Origin of the sequence: Sphingobacterium siyangense, from assembly GCF_007830445.1 — a bacterium.
Classification (GTDB): Bacteria; Bacteroidota; Bacteroidia; order Sphingobacteriales; family Sphingobacteriaceae; genus Sphingobacterium; species Sphingobacterium siyangense.
In genome coordinates this window covers 252,668-273,363 of record NZ_VLKR01000003.1, presented here as the reverse complement: position 1 = coordinate 273,363, position 20,696 = coordinate 252,668, and the positions used below count along the sequence as shown (strand labels likewise).

Annotated in this window: 12 protein-coding genes; all 12 read left to right on the top strand. The window is 39.9% G+C overall.

All coding sequences use genetic code 11. The annotated features are described in order from the left end of the window. The first annotated feature begins 4 nt into the window (after positions 1–4). The 12 genes from IQ31_RS05075 to IQ31_RS05020 all read left to right on the top strand — a co-directional run bounded on the left by IQ31_RS05075 (position 5) and on the right by IQ31_RS05020 (position 20,693). Positions 5–937, top strand: coding sequence for an endonuclease/exonuclease/phosphatase family protein (locus IQ31_RS05075; protein WP_201303454.1), 933 nt, complete (start codon positions 5–7; stop codon positions 935–937). A 145-nt stretch (positions 938–1,082) separates the two neighbouring features. Next, a complete protein-coding gene (locus IQ31_RS05070) occupies positions 1,083–1,445 on the top strand; it encodes a hypothetical protein (protein ID WP_070561742.1) in 363 nt (120 codons plus the stop codon). A gap of 184 nt (positions 1,446–1,629) precedes the next feature. Then, the gene (locus IQ31_RS05065) at positions 1,630–2,736 is read left to right on the top strand and encodes an efflux RND transporter periplasmic adaptor subunit (protein ID WP_115046907.1); all 1,107 of its coding nucleotides are present in this window, start codon (positions 1,630–1,632) and stop codon (positions 2,734–2,736) included. A 13-nt stretch (positions 2,737–2,749) separates the two neighbouring features. Further along, on the top strand, positions 2,750–7,300 hold the full coding sequence (locus tag IQ31_RS05060; RefSeq protein ID WP_145327285.1) for an efflux RND transporter permease subunit: 4,551 nt from the start codon (positions 2,750–2,752) through the stop codon (positions 7,298–7,300). A 164-nt stretch (positions 7,301–7,464) separates the two neighbouring features. After that, positions 7,465–9,093 carry a DUF6377 domain-containing protein gene (locus tag IQ31_RS05055; protein ID WP_145327283.1) on the top strand — a complete coding sequence of 543 codons (1,629 nt, stop codon included), beginning with the start codon at positions 7,465–7,467 and terminating at the stop codon, positions 9,091–9,093. 289 nt (positions 9,094–9,382) lie between these two features. Further along, the gene (locus tag IQ31_RS05050; RefSeq protein ID WP_244294339.1) at positions 9,383–12,328 is read left to right on the top strand and encodes a SusC/RagA family TonB-linked outer membrane protein; all 2,946 of its coding nucleotides are present in this window, start codon (positions 9,383–9,385) and stop codon (positions 12,326–12,328) included. An 11-nt stretch (positions 12,329–12,339) separates the two neighbouring features. After that, positions 12,340–13,857 carry a RagB/SusD family nutrient uptake outer membrane protein gene (locus tag IQ31_RS05045; protein ID WP_145327279.1) on the top strand — a complete coding sequence of 506 codons (1,518 nt, stop codon included), beginning with the start codon at positions 12,340–12,342 and terminating at the stop codon, positions 13,855–13,857. Between the two features lie 79 nt (positions 13,858–13,936). Then, positions 13,937–15,409, top strand: a complete 1,473-nt coding sequence (locus tag IQ31_RS05040) for an endo-1,6-beta-glucanase (RefSeq protein WP_145327277.1) — start codon at positions 13,937–13,939, stop codon at positions 15,407–15,409. A gap of 57 nt (positions 15,410–15,466) precedes the next feature. Beyond that, positions 15,467–16,804: a DUF5125 domain-containing protein gene (locus tag IQ31_RS05035; RefSeq protein WP_145327275.1), complete on the top strand. Its 1,338-nt coding sequence runs from the start codon at positions 15,467–15,469 to the stop codon at positions 16,802–16,804. 197 nt (positions 16,805–17,001) lie between these two features. Beyond that, entirely contained in the window at positions 17,002–17,379 is a 378-nt protein-coding gene (locus tag IQ31_RS05030) for a hypothetical protein (protein ID WP_075990767.1), read from the top strand. A 414-nt stretch (positions 17,380–17,793) separates the two neighbouring features. Continuing rightward, the gene (locus IQ31_RS05025) at positions 17,794–18,699 is read left to right on the top strand and encodes a hypothetical protein (RefSeq protein WP_244294336.1); all 906 of its coding nucleotides are present in this window, start codon (positions 17,794–17,796) and stop codon (positions 18,697–18,699) included. A 5-nt stretch (positions 18,700–18,704) separates the two neighbouring features. Continuing rightward, entirely contained in the window at positions 18,705–20,693 is a 1,989-nt protein-coding gene (locus IQ31_RS05020; protein WP_145327273.1) for a TonB-dependent receptor plug domain-containing protein, read from the top strand. Positions 20,694–20,696 lie beyond the last annotated feature (3 nt).

Genomic DNA, 20,696 nt, shown 5'->3' with positions numbered 1-20,696 from the left:
TATTATGAAGCAATTACGTATTATATCGCTAAGTCTTATTTTTGTAATCAATTTATTTGTTTTAAATGCCTTTTCACAAAATTCAATAGGTCTTACAATAGGAAGCTACAACATCCGTTATGACAATGACGGAGATCGTAAAAATGGTAACGGTTGGGATCAGCGATTTCCAGTAATCACTTCTTTAATTGATTTTGTGGATTACGATGTTTTTGGAGCACAGGAGGTATTGGTAAATCAATTGGTAGATTTGAAAAAACGTCTTACTGATTATGATTATGTTGGTGTTGGTCGGGATGACGGTAAAGTTGCGGGAGAGTTTGCGCCTATATTTTTCAAAAAGAAGAAATTTAAGAAATTAAAAAGTGGCGTCTTCTGGCTTTCTGAGACGTCAGATCGCCCTTCAAAAGGTTGGGATGCTGCCTTACCTCGTATTTGTACTTGGGTGCAGTTGCAGGAAATTAATTCTGGGAAGAAATTTTGGTACTTTAATTTGCATATGGATCATGTTGGTGTCAAAGCCCGGGAAAAAAGTAGTCGGTTGGTTGTCAAAAAAATGAAAGAGTTTGTAAAAGGGGAACTAGCTATATTGACCGGTGATTTCAATGTCGATCAAAATAATGAAATTTATAACATCCTACAAGAATCCGATTTTATAGAAGATAGTTTTGAGCTTGCTCCGACTAAATTTACATGGAACGGTACATTTAATGCTTTCGATAATAATCTTTGGACAGACAGCCGTATAGATCATGTATTCGTAACTCCTCGGATTAAAGTAAAGCATTATGCTGTTTTAACAGAATCTTATCGTAGTGCTAAAGAAAATAGTGAAGAGGTTAAAAAGGGGGATTTCCCTAAAGAACTTTCTTTTAAACAGTACGAGACAAGATTACCATCGGATCATTTTCCATTAGTGGTGAAAATCAAATTGTAACATTTGAAATTTATCGACTTTAATCTAATAAACTAGAGATATTTAAGGACATGACAGCTAATTTTTTAGGCTGTCATGGTTTTTTTACATGAATAAAATAATCTTAGCTATTTAAAGTCATACCTTTGTGATTCGAAATTTCGATATGTTAGGCAAAATATTTCATTTTTTAACACTCTTTGCATACCTTAATCTGTTGACCTATGAGTCTTTCTCCTCGGCAACTGGACAGGTGTTGCATGCAGGTGAGACCATTGTGGAGTATTTTTTGGATGACGTATTGGATTTGGAACCCATTCATTCTTCCCAAGAAGAAAAAGTACTATTGCAAGATGATTATCGTATATTTTCGCTCAATAGTCAAGTACTACCAATTTTTATTTTTGTTTTTGGAATCGTCTTTACGGCATTATGTTTTGCAAAAGATGATGAACATCCTTTTTACCGATCTAAAACCCTATGCTTACCAGGGTATTATCGCTTCCTATCCCGTTTTAGGCCATTCTAGTTACGCTCCTCTAATTTTCTAGCGGAGGCTGCAACAATTTAGTTTTATTTCTATATATGGTATGGAAGGCTTTGGGCCGCTCTTTACGCTATAGAATTGCTGTAGCTCCCATCTAACACATTCTCCTAACGACTGATTTTAAAATACCGTAGGAGGGTTTAACATTTTACATTTTTTATCGTTTATGAAGAAATTACTTTTACTGTGCCTTTTCGTGGGTATGGTTGGGATGCTGGCTTCATGCCATTCATCCAACGCTAACGCTGATTCGAAAGAAGAACTCAAAAATATACCAGTAGTACCTTTAATGGTAATGGATACGACTGTTTATCAGGAGTATATTGCGGATGTTCAAGCCTTAAAAAACGTCGAAATTCGTTCCAAATTGAATGGCTTTTTGGATAAAATTTATGTAGACGAGGGGGCTTGGGTAAAGAAAGGCCAAATGCTGTTTAAGTATAATAATGAGGAATATCGTTCGGAATTAGCCAAGGCCAAAGCACAGTATGATAATGCCATTGCGGAGGCACAAAAGATCAAGCTGGAAATGGAACGAACTCAAAAATTGGTTGACAAGAATATTGTGAGCTCTTCCGAATATAATTTATTGAAAATTCAATTAAAAGCGGCCAATTCTAAAATCGAAGAAGCCCGAGCTTTGGTAAATCAGGCACAGACAAGATTGGACTATACTGTTATACAGGCTCCTTTTGACGGTCGTATAGACCGTATCTTATTGAGAGAAGGCTCTTTATTGACCGAGGGTAGCTTAATTACGACGATCTCCGATTTAAGTAAAGTGAACGTTTATTTTGATATTTCTGAAAGGGAGTATCTGACACTTATGCGTGATAAGTTGGACGGTAAGGAGACGCAAAAATCGGTCAAGTTAATTTTGGCTAATGGTGAACTGTATCCACACGAGGGAATTGCCCATTTGGTAGAAAGTGAATTTGAAGCCAATACTGGATCCATTGCCCTTCGGGTTCAATTTCCCAATGCCGAGCATATCCTAAAGCATGGTGCAACAGGTAAGATTGCAGTGCCAATGCAGACAGGGCAACATACCTTTGTACACCAAAAATCAGTATTTGAAATTCAGGACAAAACATACGTTTATACTGTACAGGCAGATAGTACCGTAAAAATGACACCTTTTACAGCGGGCCCACGTGTGGGGCATTATTACATTGTGGATGGAGGTTTAGATCCCAACGCCAAGATTGTCTATGAGGGAGTACAGGGACTGCGGAGTGGAATGAAGATTAATCCAAAAATGAGGAAACTGTAGGGGAGGATAAATTATGTTTGAAACATTTATAAAACGACCCATATTGTCGTTGGTTATTTCGGTGTTTATTACACTTTTAGGGTTGTTGGCCTTATTTACATTGCCCATCACGCAATTTCCGGACATTGTACCACCTTCGGTCGTCGTCAATGCCAATTATACAGGTGCCAATGCTGAGGTGAGTACAAATGCTGTCGCTATTCCTTTGGAAAAAGCAATCAACGGTGTAGCTGGGATGACTTACATGAATTCAGTGTCTACCAATAACGGCAGCACGGTTATTCAAATCTTTTTTGAAGTTGGTACAGATCCAGATATTGCGGCTGTAAACGTACAGAATAGGGTAACAACGGTATTGGATGAACTCCCTGAAGAGGTCATCAAAGCAGGGGTAACCACCGAAAAAGAGGTCAACTCCATGCTGATGTATCTGAATGTTTTTACCGATGATGAAACTGCGGATGAAAGATTCATTTACAATTTCGCAGATATCAACATTCTAAAGGAACTGAAACGGATCGAAGGCGTCGGTCTCGCTCAGATTATGGGAATGCGGGATTACGCTATGCGTGTTTGGGTTAAACCTGATCGTATGGCAGCGTATAATATTTCCACCGAAGATGTGGTGGCAGCATTGCGAAAGCAGAATATTGAGGCTGCACCGGGGCAAACAGGGATTAGCTCGGATAAGATGCGCAATATGCAACAATATGTGTTACGTTATCCTGGTAAATTCACCGAAATAGAGGAATATGCTAATATTCCTATTCGGGCGAATTCCAATGGTTCCATTATCCGTATTAAAGACGTTGCAGATGTCGAATTTGGCTCGTTGGACTATGAAATGGTTTCCAAAACCGATGGTCGGCCTTCAGCTTCCATTATGTTGAAGCAATTACCAGGGTCAAATGCACAGGAGGTTATTCAACGTGTGAAAGATCGCATGGCAGAATTGAAACAGACACAATTTCCAAGCGGAATGACCTATACAATGGGCTATGACGTATCACGTTTCTTAGATGCTTCGATTTCTTCCGTTATCAAGACCTTACTGGAAGCCTTTCTTTTGGTTTTTATTGTTGTATTTATCTTTTTACAGGATTTTAGGGCGACTATTATTCCTATTTTGGCTGTACCAGTATGTTTGATTGGGGCATTATTTTTTATGCAGATGTTAGGTTTCTCAATCAACCTACTGACCTTGTTTGCCTTGGTACTGGCCATAGGTATTGTGGTAGACAATGGAATTGTCGTCGTCGAGGCTGTATATGCAAAGATGGAAGAAGAACATCTTCAACCTATGGAAGCGACATTGGAGGCAATGAAAGAAGTCGGGGGTGCTGTTGTGGCCATTACGTTGGTGATGTCTGCCGTGTTTGTTCCAGTTGCCTTTCTTTCAGGGCCGGTGGGGATTTTTTATCGTCAATTTTCATTGACGCTCGCGGCTGCCATTGTTATTTCAGGTATCAACGCGTTGACATTGACGCCCGCTTTATGTGCGCTTTTCCTAAAATCGCCCCATGACCGTAAGCCTTCGAATAACTGGTTGGACCGTTTCTTTAAAAAATTCAATGCCATTTATGACAAGACTGCCTTCGGCTATAAGGGAATTTTGGTAAAAACCAGTGCGCGACGTGGACTGACTCTCCTTCTACTTGGAGGATTCTTTCTAGCGACGTGGGGAAGTAGTGCCATCTTACCCTCAGGTTTTATTCCAACCGAGGATCAAGGAATGATCTATGTCGCTGTAACAACCCCACCCGGAGCAACCGTAGACCGTACAGAACGCGTTTTGGATAAAATTGACTCCGTATCACGGAAACTCGATGTTGTTGAAACAGTCTCTACGTTGTCCGGTTATAGTATCATTACAGAAGTATCCGGTGCTTCCTATGGCATGGGAATGATTAACCTTAAGCCTTGGAAAGAACGTGATCAGACCGTAGCAGATGTCATTAAAGAATTACGTGATAAGACTAAGGATTTTGCGGATGCAGAGATTGATTTTTTTCCACCGCCAACGGTGCCGGGCTTCGGTAACTCATCAGGTTTTGAGTTGCGGCTTTTGGATCGCAGTGGTAACGAAGATCTCAATAAGACGGCTGAGGTATTGCAGAAGTTTATGGACGATATGGAGAAAAGCGAAGTCCTTCAGGATATCGGTTCCAGTTTTGATGTGAACTTTCCACAGTATATGCTGAAGGTGGACTACGATATGGCTGCAAAAAAAGGAATATCGGTGGAGAATGCCATGAATACGCTGCAGACCTTAATGGGAAGTCTTTACGCGACAAATTTCATCCGTTACGGACAGATGTATAAGGTCATGGTACAGGCTGGTCCCGAATATCGCCAAAGACCAGAAGATGTATTACGTTTATATGTGAAGAATGAGACGGGTGAGATGGTACCATACAATGCCTTTATTTCGATGGAAAGAATTTATGGTCCTGAACAAATTACCCGTTACAATATGTTTAGTTCGGCCATGATTACAGGACAATCCTCAGCAGGCTTTAGTTCTGGACAAGCGATCGAAGAAGTGGAAAAAATAGCGTCATCTCTTCCTCAAGGTTATAGTATCGAATGGTCGGGGATGACTCGGGAACAGAAAATCTCTGGAAATCAGGCTTTGTATATTTTCGCACTTTGTCTTCTGTTTGTTTATCTGTTGTTATGTGCACAGTACGAAAGCTTCTTATTGCCGTTACCAGTTCTGCTCTGTCTTCCGGCGGGGATCTTTGGTGCTTTCATTTTCTTGAAGGTCTTTGGATTGGAAAACAATATCTATGCGCAGGTCGCATTGGTCATGCTGATTGGTTTGTTAGGTAAGAATGCGATTCTGATTGTGGAATATGCCAATTTGAAATATAAGCAGGGAATGGATATCGTGACCGCTTCAATCGAAGGAGCTGTTGCCCGTTTGCGTCCGATATTAATGACTTCCTTTGCATTTATTGCAGGTCTAATTCCCTTGATGATGGCCAGTGGAGCAGGAGCATTGGGTAACCGAAGTATCGGTACCGCTGCGGTGGGAGGAATGCTTATCGGAACCATACTCGGGGTAATTGTCATCCCGGGATTAGTGATCTTATTTTCAAAAAAAGACAACAAGAAACAGGTCGTTAAAAAAGCGTCTTTAGTCATAGCTGCACTTATTTTATTTGGTAGTTGCTCGGTTCCCAAAAAAACGCTTCAACCGGAGAAATTAAATGTACCGACTTCATTTTCCAAACATCTTTCGCCAGATAGTTTAAATGTGGGAAGCCGGCCTTGGAAGGAAATTTTTAAAGATTCGCAGTTGGTTTCCTTAATTGATTCGGCGTTGCAGAACAATTTGGATATTCGTCAATCCATCCTACGTTTGGAATCTGCGCAAGCTTATTTTAAGCAACGGAAAGCCGCTTTAGGTCCTAGGGTCGAGGCCACAGTAGAAGGAGGAATACGGAAGTATGGCCACTATACTGAGTCAGGGATCGGTAATTACGATTCAAATTTCTCGGAGAATTTGAAAAATGATGAAAAATTACCCGAACCATTTATCCCAGATTATTTTATCGGACTTCGTTCATCTTGGGAGATTGATCTTTGGGGAAAGTTAAAGAGCCAAAAACAAGCTGCTTATTTTAGCTTCCTAGCAGAGCAGGAGGGAAAGCGTCTCTTGGAAACGGAATTAGTCTCTAATATTGCAACAGCTTATTATGAACTAATTGCTTTGGATCAAAAGATAAAAGTATATAATCGGAATATTGAATTGCATAAGAATGCACTGGAAGTTGTTGAAGTAAAAAAAGATGCTGGTTATGCGACTGAGCTTTCTGTACAACAGTTTAAAGCGCTTTTGGCCAATTCTAAAGCTGCTAAAGAACAATTGATCCAAGAGATAGCACTTTGGGAACACCATATAAACGGTTTATTAGGACGTTTTTATCAACCTATTGTACGAAGTACATATGCTGAAAATGCGGATTTATATCATGCAATGCATTTTGGTACACCGGATGATCTTGTCAACCAACGTCCCGATATCAAGGCTGCTTATTTGAAAGTGATTGCCTCTTCGAATAATCAGGAAGCATCACGTTTGGCTTTTCTGCCTTCTGTAGCAATAAGTCCATTTATCGGATTGCAGAGCTTTAGCTTTAACAAGTTATTTAATTTGGATAAATCTATTGCGTATAATTTATTTGGCGGTATTACACTGCCGATATTTAATCAAAGACAGCTTAAAACGCAGTATGAGATCGCGAAAGCAGATTATGGAATTGCGTTTGTAGACTATGAAAAAGCAGTTGTAAACGCTTATAACGAAGTTTCCAATGTTGTCATGACGCAAGAGGCGATCGTCAAACGACGTAGCTTTGTTGATGAACATGTTCAAGCGTTAAACCTCTCTATTGAAGCGGCACAGGAACTATTTATTGCTGGGCGGGTGACTTCTCTCGATGTCGTTACAGCACAGAAGGAGTCTCTGGAAGCCCAAATCGGAAAAGTAGAATTGGAGAAAGAGAATACTTTAAATCAGATTCTACTTTACAAAGCCTTGGGAGGAGGTTGGAAATAGGTGGTTATAGATTAAAAAGAAAACTATTTTTCATGCGATAAAGAATTAACTTGTTAATTCTTGGACCCTTAACTGGGTCAGGGGAAGAGGCCGTCGTGAGACGTCCTCTTTTTTGTTGTTATTTTTATGTAGTTTAGTCTACACTATCTTGAACCGATTTTATTATGTTGCAGCGCATTTTTCTTTTTATTCTTTTCGCACATTTTAGTCTTTACCTATCTGCACAAGTGGCTTCCGATAGCACCCGGGTTTTGCAACGATTGGAATATCTGATGGAAAATCAGAAAATTTACATCAAGAACCGTGAAGATAAATTGGAGAAATTAAAACAGGAGGCAAAAGCATTAGAAGGCAATCCTGCTCAATTTTTGAAGAAGAACTACGAAATCTTTGAAAATTATAAGAAGTTTGATTCTGACGCAGCGCTTACTTATATTTTACTGTGTCAAAAGCTCGCTCCACCGCATAATGACTCCTTGCAGGCAGTGATTCATCTCGATTTGGCCTGGGTGTATTCCACCATCGGACGATATATAGAAGCTTCACAATTGTTGAAGCAAGTCGAATCTGCTCATCTTGGCCGGGATCTCCTGGCAAAATATTACGATACCTACAGCTCCTTTTATAGTCATTACGGTCAGAGCAATAATCGGTCAGAATATTACCAGGCAAGTGAAAAGTATCGTGATTCGTTGTTAACGGTACTACCAAAGTCTTCCTTGGAGTATCGTACTACCATTGCGATAAAAACACTTTTTAACGGTAATCGTGAGGACGCTAAAAAGCAATTACTGGTTCTTTGGAATGAGAATAAAAAGGATATTGAGCAACGCGCGCTGATCGCCTATTTTATGGGGCTCATTTATAAATATGAAAAGGATACGAAAAGCCAAATTTACTACCTTTCAATATCGGCCAGTGCAGATATTGAAATGGCAAATCGTGATAACGCATCTTTTCATGATCTGGCGTTAACGTATTACGACCAACAGGATTTTGATCGGGCTTTTCAGTTTATTGAAAAAGCAATCGACGATGCGATGTTATGTAAAGTACGGTATCGCATTATTGAGGGGACCTCTTCTTATCCCATTATCAATGCCGCCTATCAGCAGAAAATCAGTAGTCAAAATCGACAATTGGTTGGACTGGTCATTATCGTTAGTATTTTATTGATCGGTGTCATTATTGGACTTGTCATTATCTATAGACAGGTGCAACATTTGAGAAGGATACGGTCGGAATTATCGGCTACAAACCAACAACTTCGATCATTGAATAACGAAATCAACCAGACTAACCTTAAATTGTCGGAATCCAACCATATTAAAGAAGAATATATCGCCCAATTTTTTGACATGTGTTCGAGTTACATCGATAAAATGGAAGATATCAGAAAGGCATTACTGAAAAAAGCGACGAATCAGCAATGGGATGCGCTGCGGGAACAGTTAAAGTCAACGCAAATGGAGGAAAGGGAAGTGCAGCAACTTTATGTTAATTTTGATCGTATCTTCTTAAATCTATATCCAACCTTTGTTGATGAATTCAATGCACTCCTTCAGGAAGAGGAGAAGATCTATCCCAAAAAGACAGAGTTGTTAAATACCGAACTTCGGATTTTCGCATTGATTCGATTAGGGATCGATGATTCCGTGAAGATTGCAAGTTTCCTGCGATACTCGCTTCGGACGGTTTATAATTACAGAACAAAAGTACGGAATAAAGCCGCGGGAAATCGTGATGCTTTCGAGGCGGCTGTATGTCAGATTGCGGTGATCGACCGGGCATAAAATGTGCTATAATACCCGAAAATTAGCTATGTTAAAGACAATTTTACGCTCCTTTAGGTACTTTTTAAGGGTGTGTGTTTTTTATAGTGATCTTGTTTTTAGTTATTTATGTTTTTTCTTCAGTACTTTTTAAGTACTAGCTCTTTTTTCTCCGTCTTGGTGATCTTAGTTTTGTTTTGAGCAATGAAGCAGGGGAAACTCATTGCCATTTTGGAATAACCAAAAGATTAAACAATAACCAATTTTTTTATTTCATATGATTTACTTTACACGAAAAGTTGCCTTTTCAATGGGGTTAGCTTTCTTGTTTACTTTGGTGAATTTGGTGTTTGCCCAAGACCGGATTCAAGTTAGTGGACGTGTCTTGGATGCCCAAGATCAGAAACCACTCTCAGGAGTAACCATTACACAAAAAGGAAGTAATAACGCAGTCTCCAGTAACGGAGATGGACGTTTTCAAATTTCAGCTAGCACGGGCAGTATACTCCAATTTACTTTTGTTGGCTACGACAGTAAAGAACTACCTGCCAACAGTACCATGATTGTCCAATTAAATTCCTCAACCAATTTGCTGGAGGATGTTATTGTAATCGGTTATGGTAGCGTGAAAAGAAAAGATGTCACGACTGCAATCTCTTCAGTTTCCACCAAAGACTTAGAAAAGAGACCCGTTACTAATTTTGGGCAAGCCATTCAGGGTAAAGCTGCCGGGGTCACTGTTATTCAGCCGAGTGGTCAGCCAGGTGCAGCACCTCAGATACAAATTCGCGGAATAACGTCTTTTAATAGTAATACCACTCCTTTGTATGTTGTTGATGGAGTTCCTGTGGAAGATATTAAGTTCTTGTCTCCTAATGATATCACGGATATTCAAATTCTAAAGGACGCGTCATCGGCAGCGATTTACGGCTCGCGTGGTTCGAACGGTGTTATCTTGGTTACGACAAAATCAGGAAAAGCCGGGGAAGCAAAAATTACACTGGGAACACAATGGACAGCCAATGTTGTCAATAACACGGTTAAAGTTTTAAATACCAGTCAATACAAAGATTTACAGGATGAAATAGGCATGATAAATCTGCCAGAGGGATTGTTGGATCAAACAGATTGGTTTAAAGAAACCTATAAGACGGGGATCCAACAAAATCATCAAATATCCGTTTCGGATGGCAATGAGAAGCTCCGTTATTATTTAGGAGGGGGATATTTGAACGAAAAAGGAACACTACAGGGATCCTTCTTTAGACGATATAATTTTCGTGCTAATATTGATAATCAAGTCCGAAAATGGCTAAAGGTAAATGCGAATATCAATTATTCCGATAACAATGATAATGGAATTACCTCAGGATTGGGTTCTAATCGTGGGGGCGTAGTTACATCGGTGATTACAACACCAACCTACGCGCCTGTATGGGATCCAACCAATCCGGATCGATTCTATAATAATTTCTATGGGATCAACAACATCACCAGTCCTTTGGAAAACCTAGCCCGGACAAGAAATAATAATAACCGCGAAAACCGACTTGTTGCCACAGGAAGTGCACTGATTTCTTTTATGCCTAATTTAACTTGGAAGACTGCGTTTTCATTGGATAGAAGATCAGGTGTGATGACCACCTTTTTGGACCCTTGGACAACAGCTTGGGGAAGAAACCAATTCGGGGAGGCTTCAGATATTCGTAATACAAATACCGTGTTGACTTGGGACAATTTCTTGACGTACACGAAGAGCTTTGGAAAGCATAATTTGGAAGTAATGGGCGGTTCGTCATGGACAGATTCCAAGTACTCCAGAAGCTATATCTATGGTTCAAACTATGCAAATGGAATCATTGAGACACTTAATGCGGCAAACAAAATCTCTTGGGATAGAACAGGATCTACAGCATCCAACTGGGGGATTATGTCCTATTTCGCCCGCGCAATGTATAACTACGATGGCAAGTATTTATTGACCGCAAATATGCGTGCCGATGGTTCTTCGAAGCTGAGTCCGGAACGTCGCTGGGGGTATTTCCCATCGGTTTCAGCTGCATGGAGAATCTCTTCTGAAGACTTTATGAAAGATGTAACCTGGATAAACGACTTTAAAATCCGTGGCGGATGGGGACAGACAGGTAATCAATATGGATTAGGTGATTATGCGTACCTGCAATTGAGTGGGATCCAACGTCAACAGTGGTTCGTTGAGGGAAAAGACAATTCATTGCCAAATATCAATAAGCCAACAATCTTAAGGGCGAAAGACTTGACTTGGGAAACGACAAGTACAACCAGTATTGGTTTTGATATCACGATGTTGAATAATCGACTCAGCATCAGTGCAGATTATTACAACAAGGATACGAAAGATCTTTTAATGAATGCAAGTTTGCCCGCAGGACAGCAAGCAACCACAATCCAAAGAAATGGTGGCAGGTTGAATAACCATGGTTTTGAATTTGCGGTAAATTCAAAAAATCTGACCGGAAACTTGACTTGGAATACCGATTTTAATATTTCTTTTAACAGAAATAAACTGAAACAACTGGATCTACAACAAGTGTACTACGATGTAAAGACAAACGATTATGTCAATGATTTTGTCGTGAAGAATGAGCCAGGAAGATCACTTGCAGGATTCTTCGGTTATATCTCTGATGGTGTAAACCCTGAAACCGGCGAGCTCATTTACCGCGACTTGAATGGCGATGGAAAGATTTCATCGAGCGACCGTACATATATCGGTAATCCTCTTCCAAAGTTTGTCTATGGTATGACAAACAGCTTCTCCTGGAAAAATTTCGACCTCAGTATATTTATTCAGGGAACTTACGGAAACGATATCTTCAATGCGAGCCGCATGGAAACAGAGGGGATGTATGATGGCCGAAATCAAACTACTGTTGTATTGGATCGTTGGCGTGTACCGGGACAGATTACCAACGTTCCGAAAGCTGGGTTTGACATGAAAAATTCAACTTATTTTGTTGAAGATGGTAGTTATTTGCGGATGAAAAATGTTTCCCTAGGCTATTCCATTTCTCCCGAGAGACTGAAACGTATTGGTATCCATAAAATTCAGCCTTATCTATCTGTAAGTAATCTATTTACCTTGACTAAATATTCCGGTATGGATCCCGAAGTAAACCAATATTCCGGCGGATCTGATTCCAGAATCCAGGGTATTGATTGGGGAACCTATCCACAGAATCGTTCATTTGTTTTAGGTCTTAATATTGAGTTTTAATTGTCTGTATCATGAAAAAATATATAAGTAACGCTCTTTCTTTGCTAACCGGCTCTTTGTTTTTATTTTCTTGCTCTTTGAACCGTGATCCACTTTCAGATTATTCGGATGTCAGTCAAGGAAAGACAGAGACAGGAACGCAGATTGTTTTCAAGAATAAAGCCGAAGTTGAAACTTATTTGGCCGGAATTTACCAGCAGATGAAAGATCGGCAAGAACATTGGTACCTCGACCTCCTCTTGATTGGCGATTCGCACGCCGATAATTCCTATGCTGGAACAACAGGCGCGGAAGTTGTACCTTTTGAAAATAATTCTATTGAAGGGTCTAATTCTGTGGTTGACCGGGATTGGGGAAGATATCTGGAAGATGTTGGACGTGCAAATCGATTGATCATTTATGTGGATAGTGTCGCCGATAAATCGGTGAGCGATACAGAAATTAGGACTTATAAAGCACAAGCTAAACTATTCAGAGCATTGGCGATGTTTGATATGGTCCGTATATTTGGATCTATCCCTATCATCACAACGATCGCACCCGATATTACCGGTGATAATGTCAATGAAGTTTATCCGCAATATTTTCCGAAACAAGCTACTGAAGAAGAAGCCTACAAACAGATCGAAAAAGACCTGATGGATGGATTGGCAGATGCACCTGCCAACAATAATGGGAATAAAACTTTATTTACCAAATCCGTAGCGCGAGCTATGCTGGCAAAGATCTATGCCGAAAAACCGATTCGCGATTATGCTAAAGTCATTCAATTTGTTGACGCATTGACAGCTGATGGCTTTGATCTGAATACCAATTACTCGGATTTATATGCGATGAATGCAAGCAATACAGATCTTGCACAACGGAATACGAAAGAATCGATTTTGGAAGCACAGTTTACTTCAGGAGGAGGCAATTGGGCGACTTGGATGTTTGGAAGGGATTTGTCCAATTATGATAATAACTTCACATGGGCAAAATGGGTAACCCCCTCACGGAATTTGATACAAGCATATACGAATGAAGGGGATCAGATTCGTTTGGGGCAATCCGTTGTCTATTACACCACCACTTGGAGCAACTATTATCCCGCCAATCATTATCCATTCATGTTTAAACTGCGGTCTGCATTTAATAGTATTGTCAAGCTTCGTTATGCAGATCTTTTATTGCTCAAGGCAGAAGCTTTAATTCAACAGGGATCAGATTTATCCGGCGCAGCAGACATTATTGACAAAATTCGCACACGTGTTAAATTACCAAAATTGTCAACTGCGATACGTTCAAATAAGGATGCTTTATTAGATGCTTATTTGAAAGAACGTCGTCTGGAATTAGCCTTCGAAGGACAACGCTGGTTTGATCTCGTGCGCTTAGATAAGGTGGAATCTGTCATGAATGCGGTCTATGCAAAAGACGCTGGAAGAAAGGCACAGGTGTATCCCTTCACGAAGAACTCTTACCGTTTACCGATTCCGCAACCAAAAATTGATCAGAATCCTAATCTAGTTCAGAATCCAGGGTATTAATTGATTTAACAAGTGGAATCCCCCATCTGATGGATGGAGACAAATATATTAACAGATGAAACGTACTAATAAAAAAACTATGATATATACATTCTTGTTGTCCTGTCTAGTGACGGCAACATCTTGTAACCGTGACAGCTATACACCTTCGCAAGGTGATGAAATTAAAAAAAGTGGTGATGTTACAATTTATACGACGACAGGCAGTCGGTCTTTGGATTTTGGAAAGCGCTTTGTTGATTTCAGCTCCAAATTTAATATGTCACCCAATACAATTACGCTAGATCCTACTAAGAAATTCCAGACGATGGACGGTTTTGGTGCAGCCATCACAGGCTCAACATGTTATAATTTAATGAAAATGAGTAAGGAAGATCGGACAAAATTCCTTACAGAGACCTTTTCAGATAAAGATGGAATGGGAATGAGCTATATCCGTATTGCTATTGGATGTTCCGACTTCTCTTTGAGCGAATATACCTGTTGGGACAAAGAAGGAAAGGAAAATTTTGGATTGCAGTCTGAAGAGACCCAATATATCATTCCGGTGCTTAAAGAAATACTTGCTATCAATCCATCCATAAAAATCATGGGCTCCCCATGGACTCCACCGAAATGGATGAAAGTTAACAACCTAACTGATTTAAAGCCCTTTGATTCATGGACCAGTGGTCAGTTAAATCCAAAATATTACCAGGATTATGGTTGGTATTTCGTTCAATGGATCCAGGCAATGAAGAAAGAAGGCATTAATATTTATTCGATTACTGTTCAAAATGAACCATTGAATAGAAAAAATTCCGCTTCGCTCTATATGTCATGGCAGGAACAACAGGCTTTTGTCAAACAAGCGCTAGGCCCGCAATTAAAAGCGGCTAACTTATCAACAAAGATTTATGCATTTGATCATAATTATAATTATGATAATATCGCTGATCAGACGGATTACCCAGTAAAGATTTATAACGATGCCGGAGCAGCGTCATTCTTCGCCGGAGCGGCGTACCATAATTATGGTGGGGATAAAGCTGAACTTATCGATATTCATAATCAACGCCCAGACAAGGAATTGGTATTTACGGAAACATCCATTGGAGAATGGAATGATGGACGCAATCTTGAAAAACGTTTGATGGAGGATATGCGTGAAGTGGCTCTCGGTACAGTGAACAATTGGAGTAAGGGTGTCATAGTATGGAACCTGATGCTTGATACTGACAAAGGGCCAAATCGCGAAGGTGGCTGCCAGACATGTTATGGCGCCGTGGACATTAGTAAGGCAAATTATAAAAATATAACACGTAATTCACACTACTATATTGTTGGTCATCTTTCCTCGGTGGTCAAATCAGGGGCTACTAGGATTGGTACTTCTGGGTATTCAGCAGAAGGGCTAGTTTATACAGCCTTTCAAAATACAGATGGGACCTATGCTGTTGTTCTGTTAAACGAATCAGGCGATAGTCGTAAAATCACTGTCGCAGACGGTAAACATCATTTCAGCTATGATGTACCAGCTAAGTCGGTTGTTTCTTACCGTTGGACCTATTAACTGGAGGATGATAAACCCTAAGCGCTATCGCGTTGATAGCGCATAAATTATGAACAAATGAAAAGATATCTCATCAATATACTATTGGGAACTGCTGCTATTACTGCAGTTAGTTCCTGTAAAAAGGATGAAAAATATACCTATCAAATAGGGGATCCTAAAATCGAATTGAAATCGCCTATCTCGGCTGCAAATTTTGGGGATAGTCTCGAGTTTCAGGTCCATGTGTCGGATAGTGAAGTTGCGCTGTCTACTGTTAAAGCACAATTGTATTTTACAGACGACAAGGTAACAGAAACCGTTATCCGTACCAAACAAAATGGAGACTATGCTGGAAAGATTTATGTTCCGTTTCTGAAAGATATTCCCGATGGAAAAGCAACCCTTAAGTTTGTCGTACAGAATATTAGCCAAAAAATGACCGAACAATCTTTTGATATTAATCTGAGCAGACCCGACTTTCCATATTTAACTTTAGTCACAGAATCCAAATCCTATCGCATGGAAAAGGTAGGGCGAAACCAATATGCGGCAAAAGAAAATTTTGCAGCTGAGGTAAAAGGCTATATTCAAGCGCCAAAAGTAGGTACACAAGGTAATGCGATGAATTTTGGTTGGGTCAATAATGTTATTAACTTGGGGTCTACCGCTGAAATTCCTTTTTCAAATTCGACTTCTGGTGTATACCCGATTCAATTTAATACATTAACATTTCAGGCATCTCCATTTATTGTTGTACTGCTAAATGGATCGCAGTTCAGTCGACTGGATGATAAACATGCTAAAGTTGAACTCGAACTGGCCCAAGGGAAAACGACGACTTTTGAAGGGATTGCGGATCTGCAAGATTGGTGGATCGATCCAGATTTCTTTACCAAAGCGGCCGATGGAACCCTATCGTTTAAAGGATCAACTGGAAAATACCGTGTTACCGCAGACTTTAACTTAAAATACTTTGTAGTTGAGGCGATGACAGGCAATGATTTGGCAAAACTCCAAGATGATGGATCTGGGGCTGTCTGGATTATTGGTGAGGGAATTGGAAAGCCTAAAGTATCCAGTAACCAAGTGGGCTGGAATACGGATAAAGCACTTTGTTTGGTGCCGCTAGGTAACAAGAAATACCAGATAACTGTTAAGGCAGGAGAGTCCATAAATTCTGATAACATCAACTTCAAATTTTTCCATCAAAAAGGATGGGGCGGTGAATTTGGGGGTACAGATGTGACAACCTCAAATGATATCGTCTTTGTGGGGGATGGCAAGAATGGTCGTGATTCAGGCAATCTGGGTATCAAAACGGGCAAAGTTTTAGAGGCAGGTAAAACCTATGTTTTTACATTTGATTTAACTGCCGGCAATAAGAAAGCTGTTTTGACAATTGCATCAAAATAATTAAAATTGAGTTTTATAAGTCCTAGGTAGTAGTCTGCCTAGGACTTTTTCTTTTAAATAGCATTTGTTTATTCCAAGATTCATTTGTTATATTTGCCCAAACTCAAAACGAATTAGCATGAGCTCGATTTGGTAAGTTTACAAGATAAAGAAGTAATCTTAAGGATGTAAGCTGCTATTGAGAATAAAATATTCGAATGAAAATCAGACTGTTTATATGGATTCTATTACCCTTGATGCTCCTGCAGAGCTTCTCAACGGTATGGCTATGGACCGTCTTCGAGTTGAATCGAGATTATATCGCACGTTACGAATGTATCAATCGTTTTAACGATAATGCGCTTGCCTGTCGAGGCCAGTGTATTTTGATGAAGAAAATGCGCGAGCATGAGGAAAAGGAACAAAAAAATCTTGAATTACGTATTATTGATGTTGTTTTTATAAATAATACGCAAGATTTTACTTTTAAAAACACGGCTCTTTATGAAGACACTGTGGAGCGCCTGCTTCCAGTATATAAAGAAGATTATTCCTATAATCCCATCTTTACAATATTTCACCCCCCTTTGGTTTAAATCCAGTTAATATTTTATTTGATTAAGTAGTCGATCACTTAAGATGGATTACAAGGTATGCTAAGATTTCCTTCGCGTTATAATTTCGCTGTGAAACTGCTTTTAGTGATGCTTTGTCCATAAAATCGATCTTTCGGTTAAGCTATTTATTCAATAACGATTTATTTCAATGAAACCTTCTTAATTATTTGGGCTACATCGCGGTGTGGATCCGAATCATTTGAATATTGATAATAGCTAATAATCTGTTTAATATCAGTATGATGGTTTCATTTCGCTAGAAGTTGAATGGAGCGCATCTATTACGATGAAATATATCCGTTCGTCACAATAGGATATCATTTTGATTTATTGCCTGAGTTCCGGAGCTCACGCAATAAATCGGATAGCTTCCTAACAAATGAAAAATTATAGATGAGAGATTTATTTATAAAAAAAGTGGTTTTTTATAGCGCGATTATATCCTTTCTCCTAATCGCTTGTACAAAGGAGAAAACAGACTATGAGGCAGAACGTGGAAATACTGTAGCGGAGAATACGGAGTTTAAAGAGGTTACAAGCCTTGTTTCGTCAGGGTATAGTATTCGTATTGAGGCTCTAGGTGGGGTATTGTATCGCGGTTATAATGATATCCGCGTAATAATCAATAAGCAGCAAAATAACGAACCTGTCGCCGTTTCCTCAGTCAAATTGCTTCCAGTCCAAACCAATGTGCAAGGAATGAAAATTGTTTGTCCGCACCAGTCCGAAATGGACTACACGTTGGATGGTCGCTACTTTTCGGGTTACAGTGTGTTTACAGATGAAAGTTCTGCAGCAGTAAACTGGAGTTTGGAAATCGATTTTACAGTTGGTGGTCAGACCTTCACCGCTACACAACATGTAACTGTGAAGCCGCAGGTAAATAAAAATCGTAACCTAACCACTTTCACTGGGAAAGATGGCGAACAGTATTTAATCGCCTTGATTGCTCCTTGGAAACCAACTGTTTCTGAAAATAAACTGGTCGCCGGGATTTATAAGTTAGACGCTGCACAATTGTCTTATACGACAGTGAATGGATATACCTTACAATTGGATCCGCGTATGCCAGAACCTTCGATGGGCAACCATTCGTCGCCCAATAATAAGGACTTGGTACAACAGGCCGACGGGTTGTACCATGGTGTTGTGAATTACACAATGACAGGTAACTGGACATTGAATTTTATTTTGGTCAACCAAAATGGAAGGGTAATAGCAGGAACTGAGGTACCTAAGGACTTTACACCTGGAGTAGAAGGTCGTAAAAGTGAGTTATACATTGATATTCTATTCTAGCGGCTATGAGGAAGATAAGTATTATTCTCTTTATGTTGTCTTTGGGATGGAACGTACACGGACAAAACAATCCTGTTACCCGCGATACAACGAGACGTCTAGCCGAGGTTACAGTCAATGCAGCTGCCAAAAAGAGGATTGAAAACGATCTGAAGATGACAGTTTCTGTGGATGAATATTTGGCTTCTGCAAGTAATATCAGCTTCATAAAACGTGGTGCCTATGCTTGGGAACCCCTGCTCAATAATATGAGTAGCGAGCGTTCGACAATTACGATCGATGGGATGCATGTCTTTGGAGCATGTACGGATAAAATGGACCCGATAACCTCGTATGTAGAAAGTAATAACCTTGCTGCAATAGATATTAAATCGGGGCAGGAAGGTAATCTGCATGGTGCTACGGTCGCTGGCAGTATAGATCTGAAAAGAAGGAATACTGCGTTTGGTCTGCAGAAAAAAATTGGCGGAGCCTATCAGACAGGTTTTGAATTCAATAATAAGCAGACTTTCAATCTTGGGAATTTATATTACTCAAGTGACAAATTTGTGGCAGATGGAAGTATTGCCTTTCGGAAGGCTGGAAATTATTATGATGGAAATGACGATGAAGTACGGCATTCGCAATATAATAAATTCAATGCGTCGTTGGGCTTGGCCTATAAAACAAGTCCGCTTTCTGCTGTTAGGGTTGATGCTATTTTTGATCGCGCAAAAGATGTGGGATTTCCTGCTTTGCCAATGGACTTATCCTTATCTAGAGCGATTATCACTTCCGCTGCATACAAACAGTTGTTTGAAGAGGGTTTGGTAAAGGTATGGGACACCAAAGTTTATTTTAATGCAGTTGAGCACTATATGGATGATACGACCCGTCCGGAAAATTTGGTTCATATGGATATGCCGGGCTGGAGTACGACCTACGGTCTTTTATCTAAAATTAATCTGCAGAAAGATCGCTATTCTTCGGAGATACAGGTAAATGCTTACGATAATCTCTCGATAGCTGAGATGCGGATGTACCCGCAGGATCGATCCAAACAGACCATGTTTGCCTATAGCTGGCCATGGGTGACCACCCGTTTCGCGAGTGTAGCCATGAATAACGCGTTAGATCTTTCTGATATCAGTAGACTTGTCTTTGGAGGTTCATTGGGTTTGAACTATAACTATTCGAAATACGTTGAATTCAACTGGATTTTCCATCCTGGTTCTCCACAGAAGAAAAATAGATTTCTGCCGAGCCTACATGCTAGCTATCAGTTAAATATTGGTCAGTTTGACTTTTCCTTAGGAACAGGGTTTGGGCATCGTGCTCCCTCTGTTTCGGAGGCGTATGGTTATTACATTTACAATAGTTTCGATCGGTATGACTATATCGGAAATCCGGATTTAAAAAATGAAGTTTCTTATGAAGCCAATGCCAGTGCCGGGTTTAAGACCGGAAAGTTAAGCATTGGGGCCAAGGCCAATTATTTCTTTATCCAAGACTACATTATTGGCCGGATTTTGAGTTTGGGTAGCCCGATGAACTATCAATCGGTAGGCGTGAAAGGCTATACCTCTTTAGATCATGCGACTCTGTTTAATCTGGCACTCAATGCGCAATATCAAATTTTGCCAGGTCTAGATTGGAAAGCCGTACTTACCTACGCCAGAGGGCAAGACAATATGGGCGGAAACCTGCCTTTTATACGTCCCTTAAGTTATCAAACATCATTGCATTACCGATACAAAATGATCGGTGTGCAAACTTCAATGAACGGGGACTTTAGCCAGGTCAATTTTAGCCCTGAATACGGAGAGGACCAAACCGCATCCTATAAGATATGGAATGTTTCGGCAGACTATACCTTCACTATTGGAAAATTAAATGCCGTGTTTCAGGTCGGTGCGGAGAACCTCTTCAATGAATACTATAGTACCTATGCAGATTGGGGAAATATACCTCGCATGGGTAGGAATATTTTTACATCCTTAAAAATCAATTTTTAAATA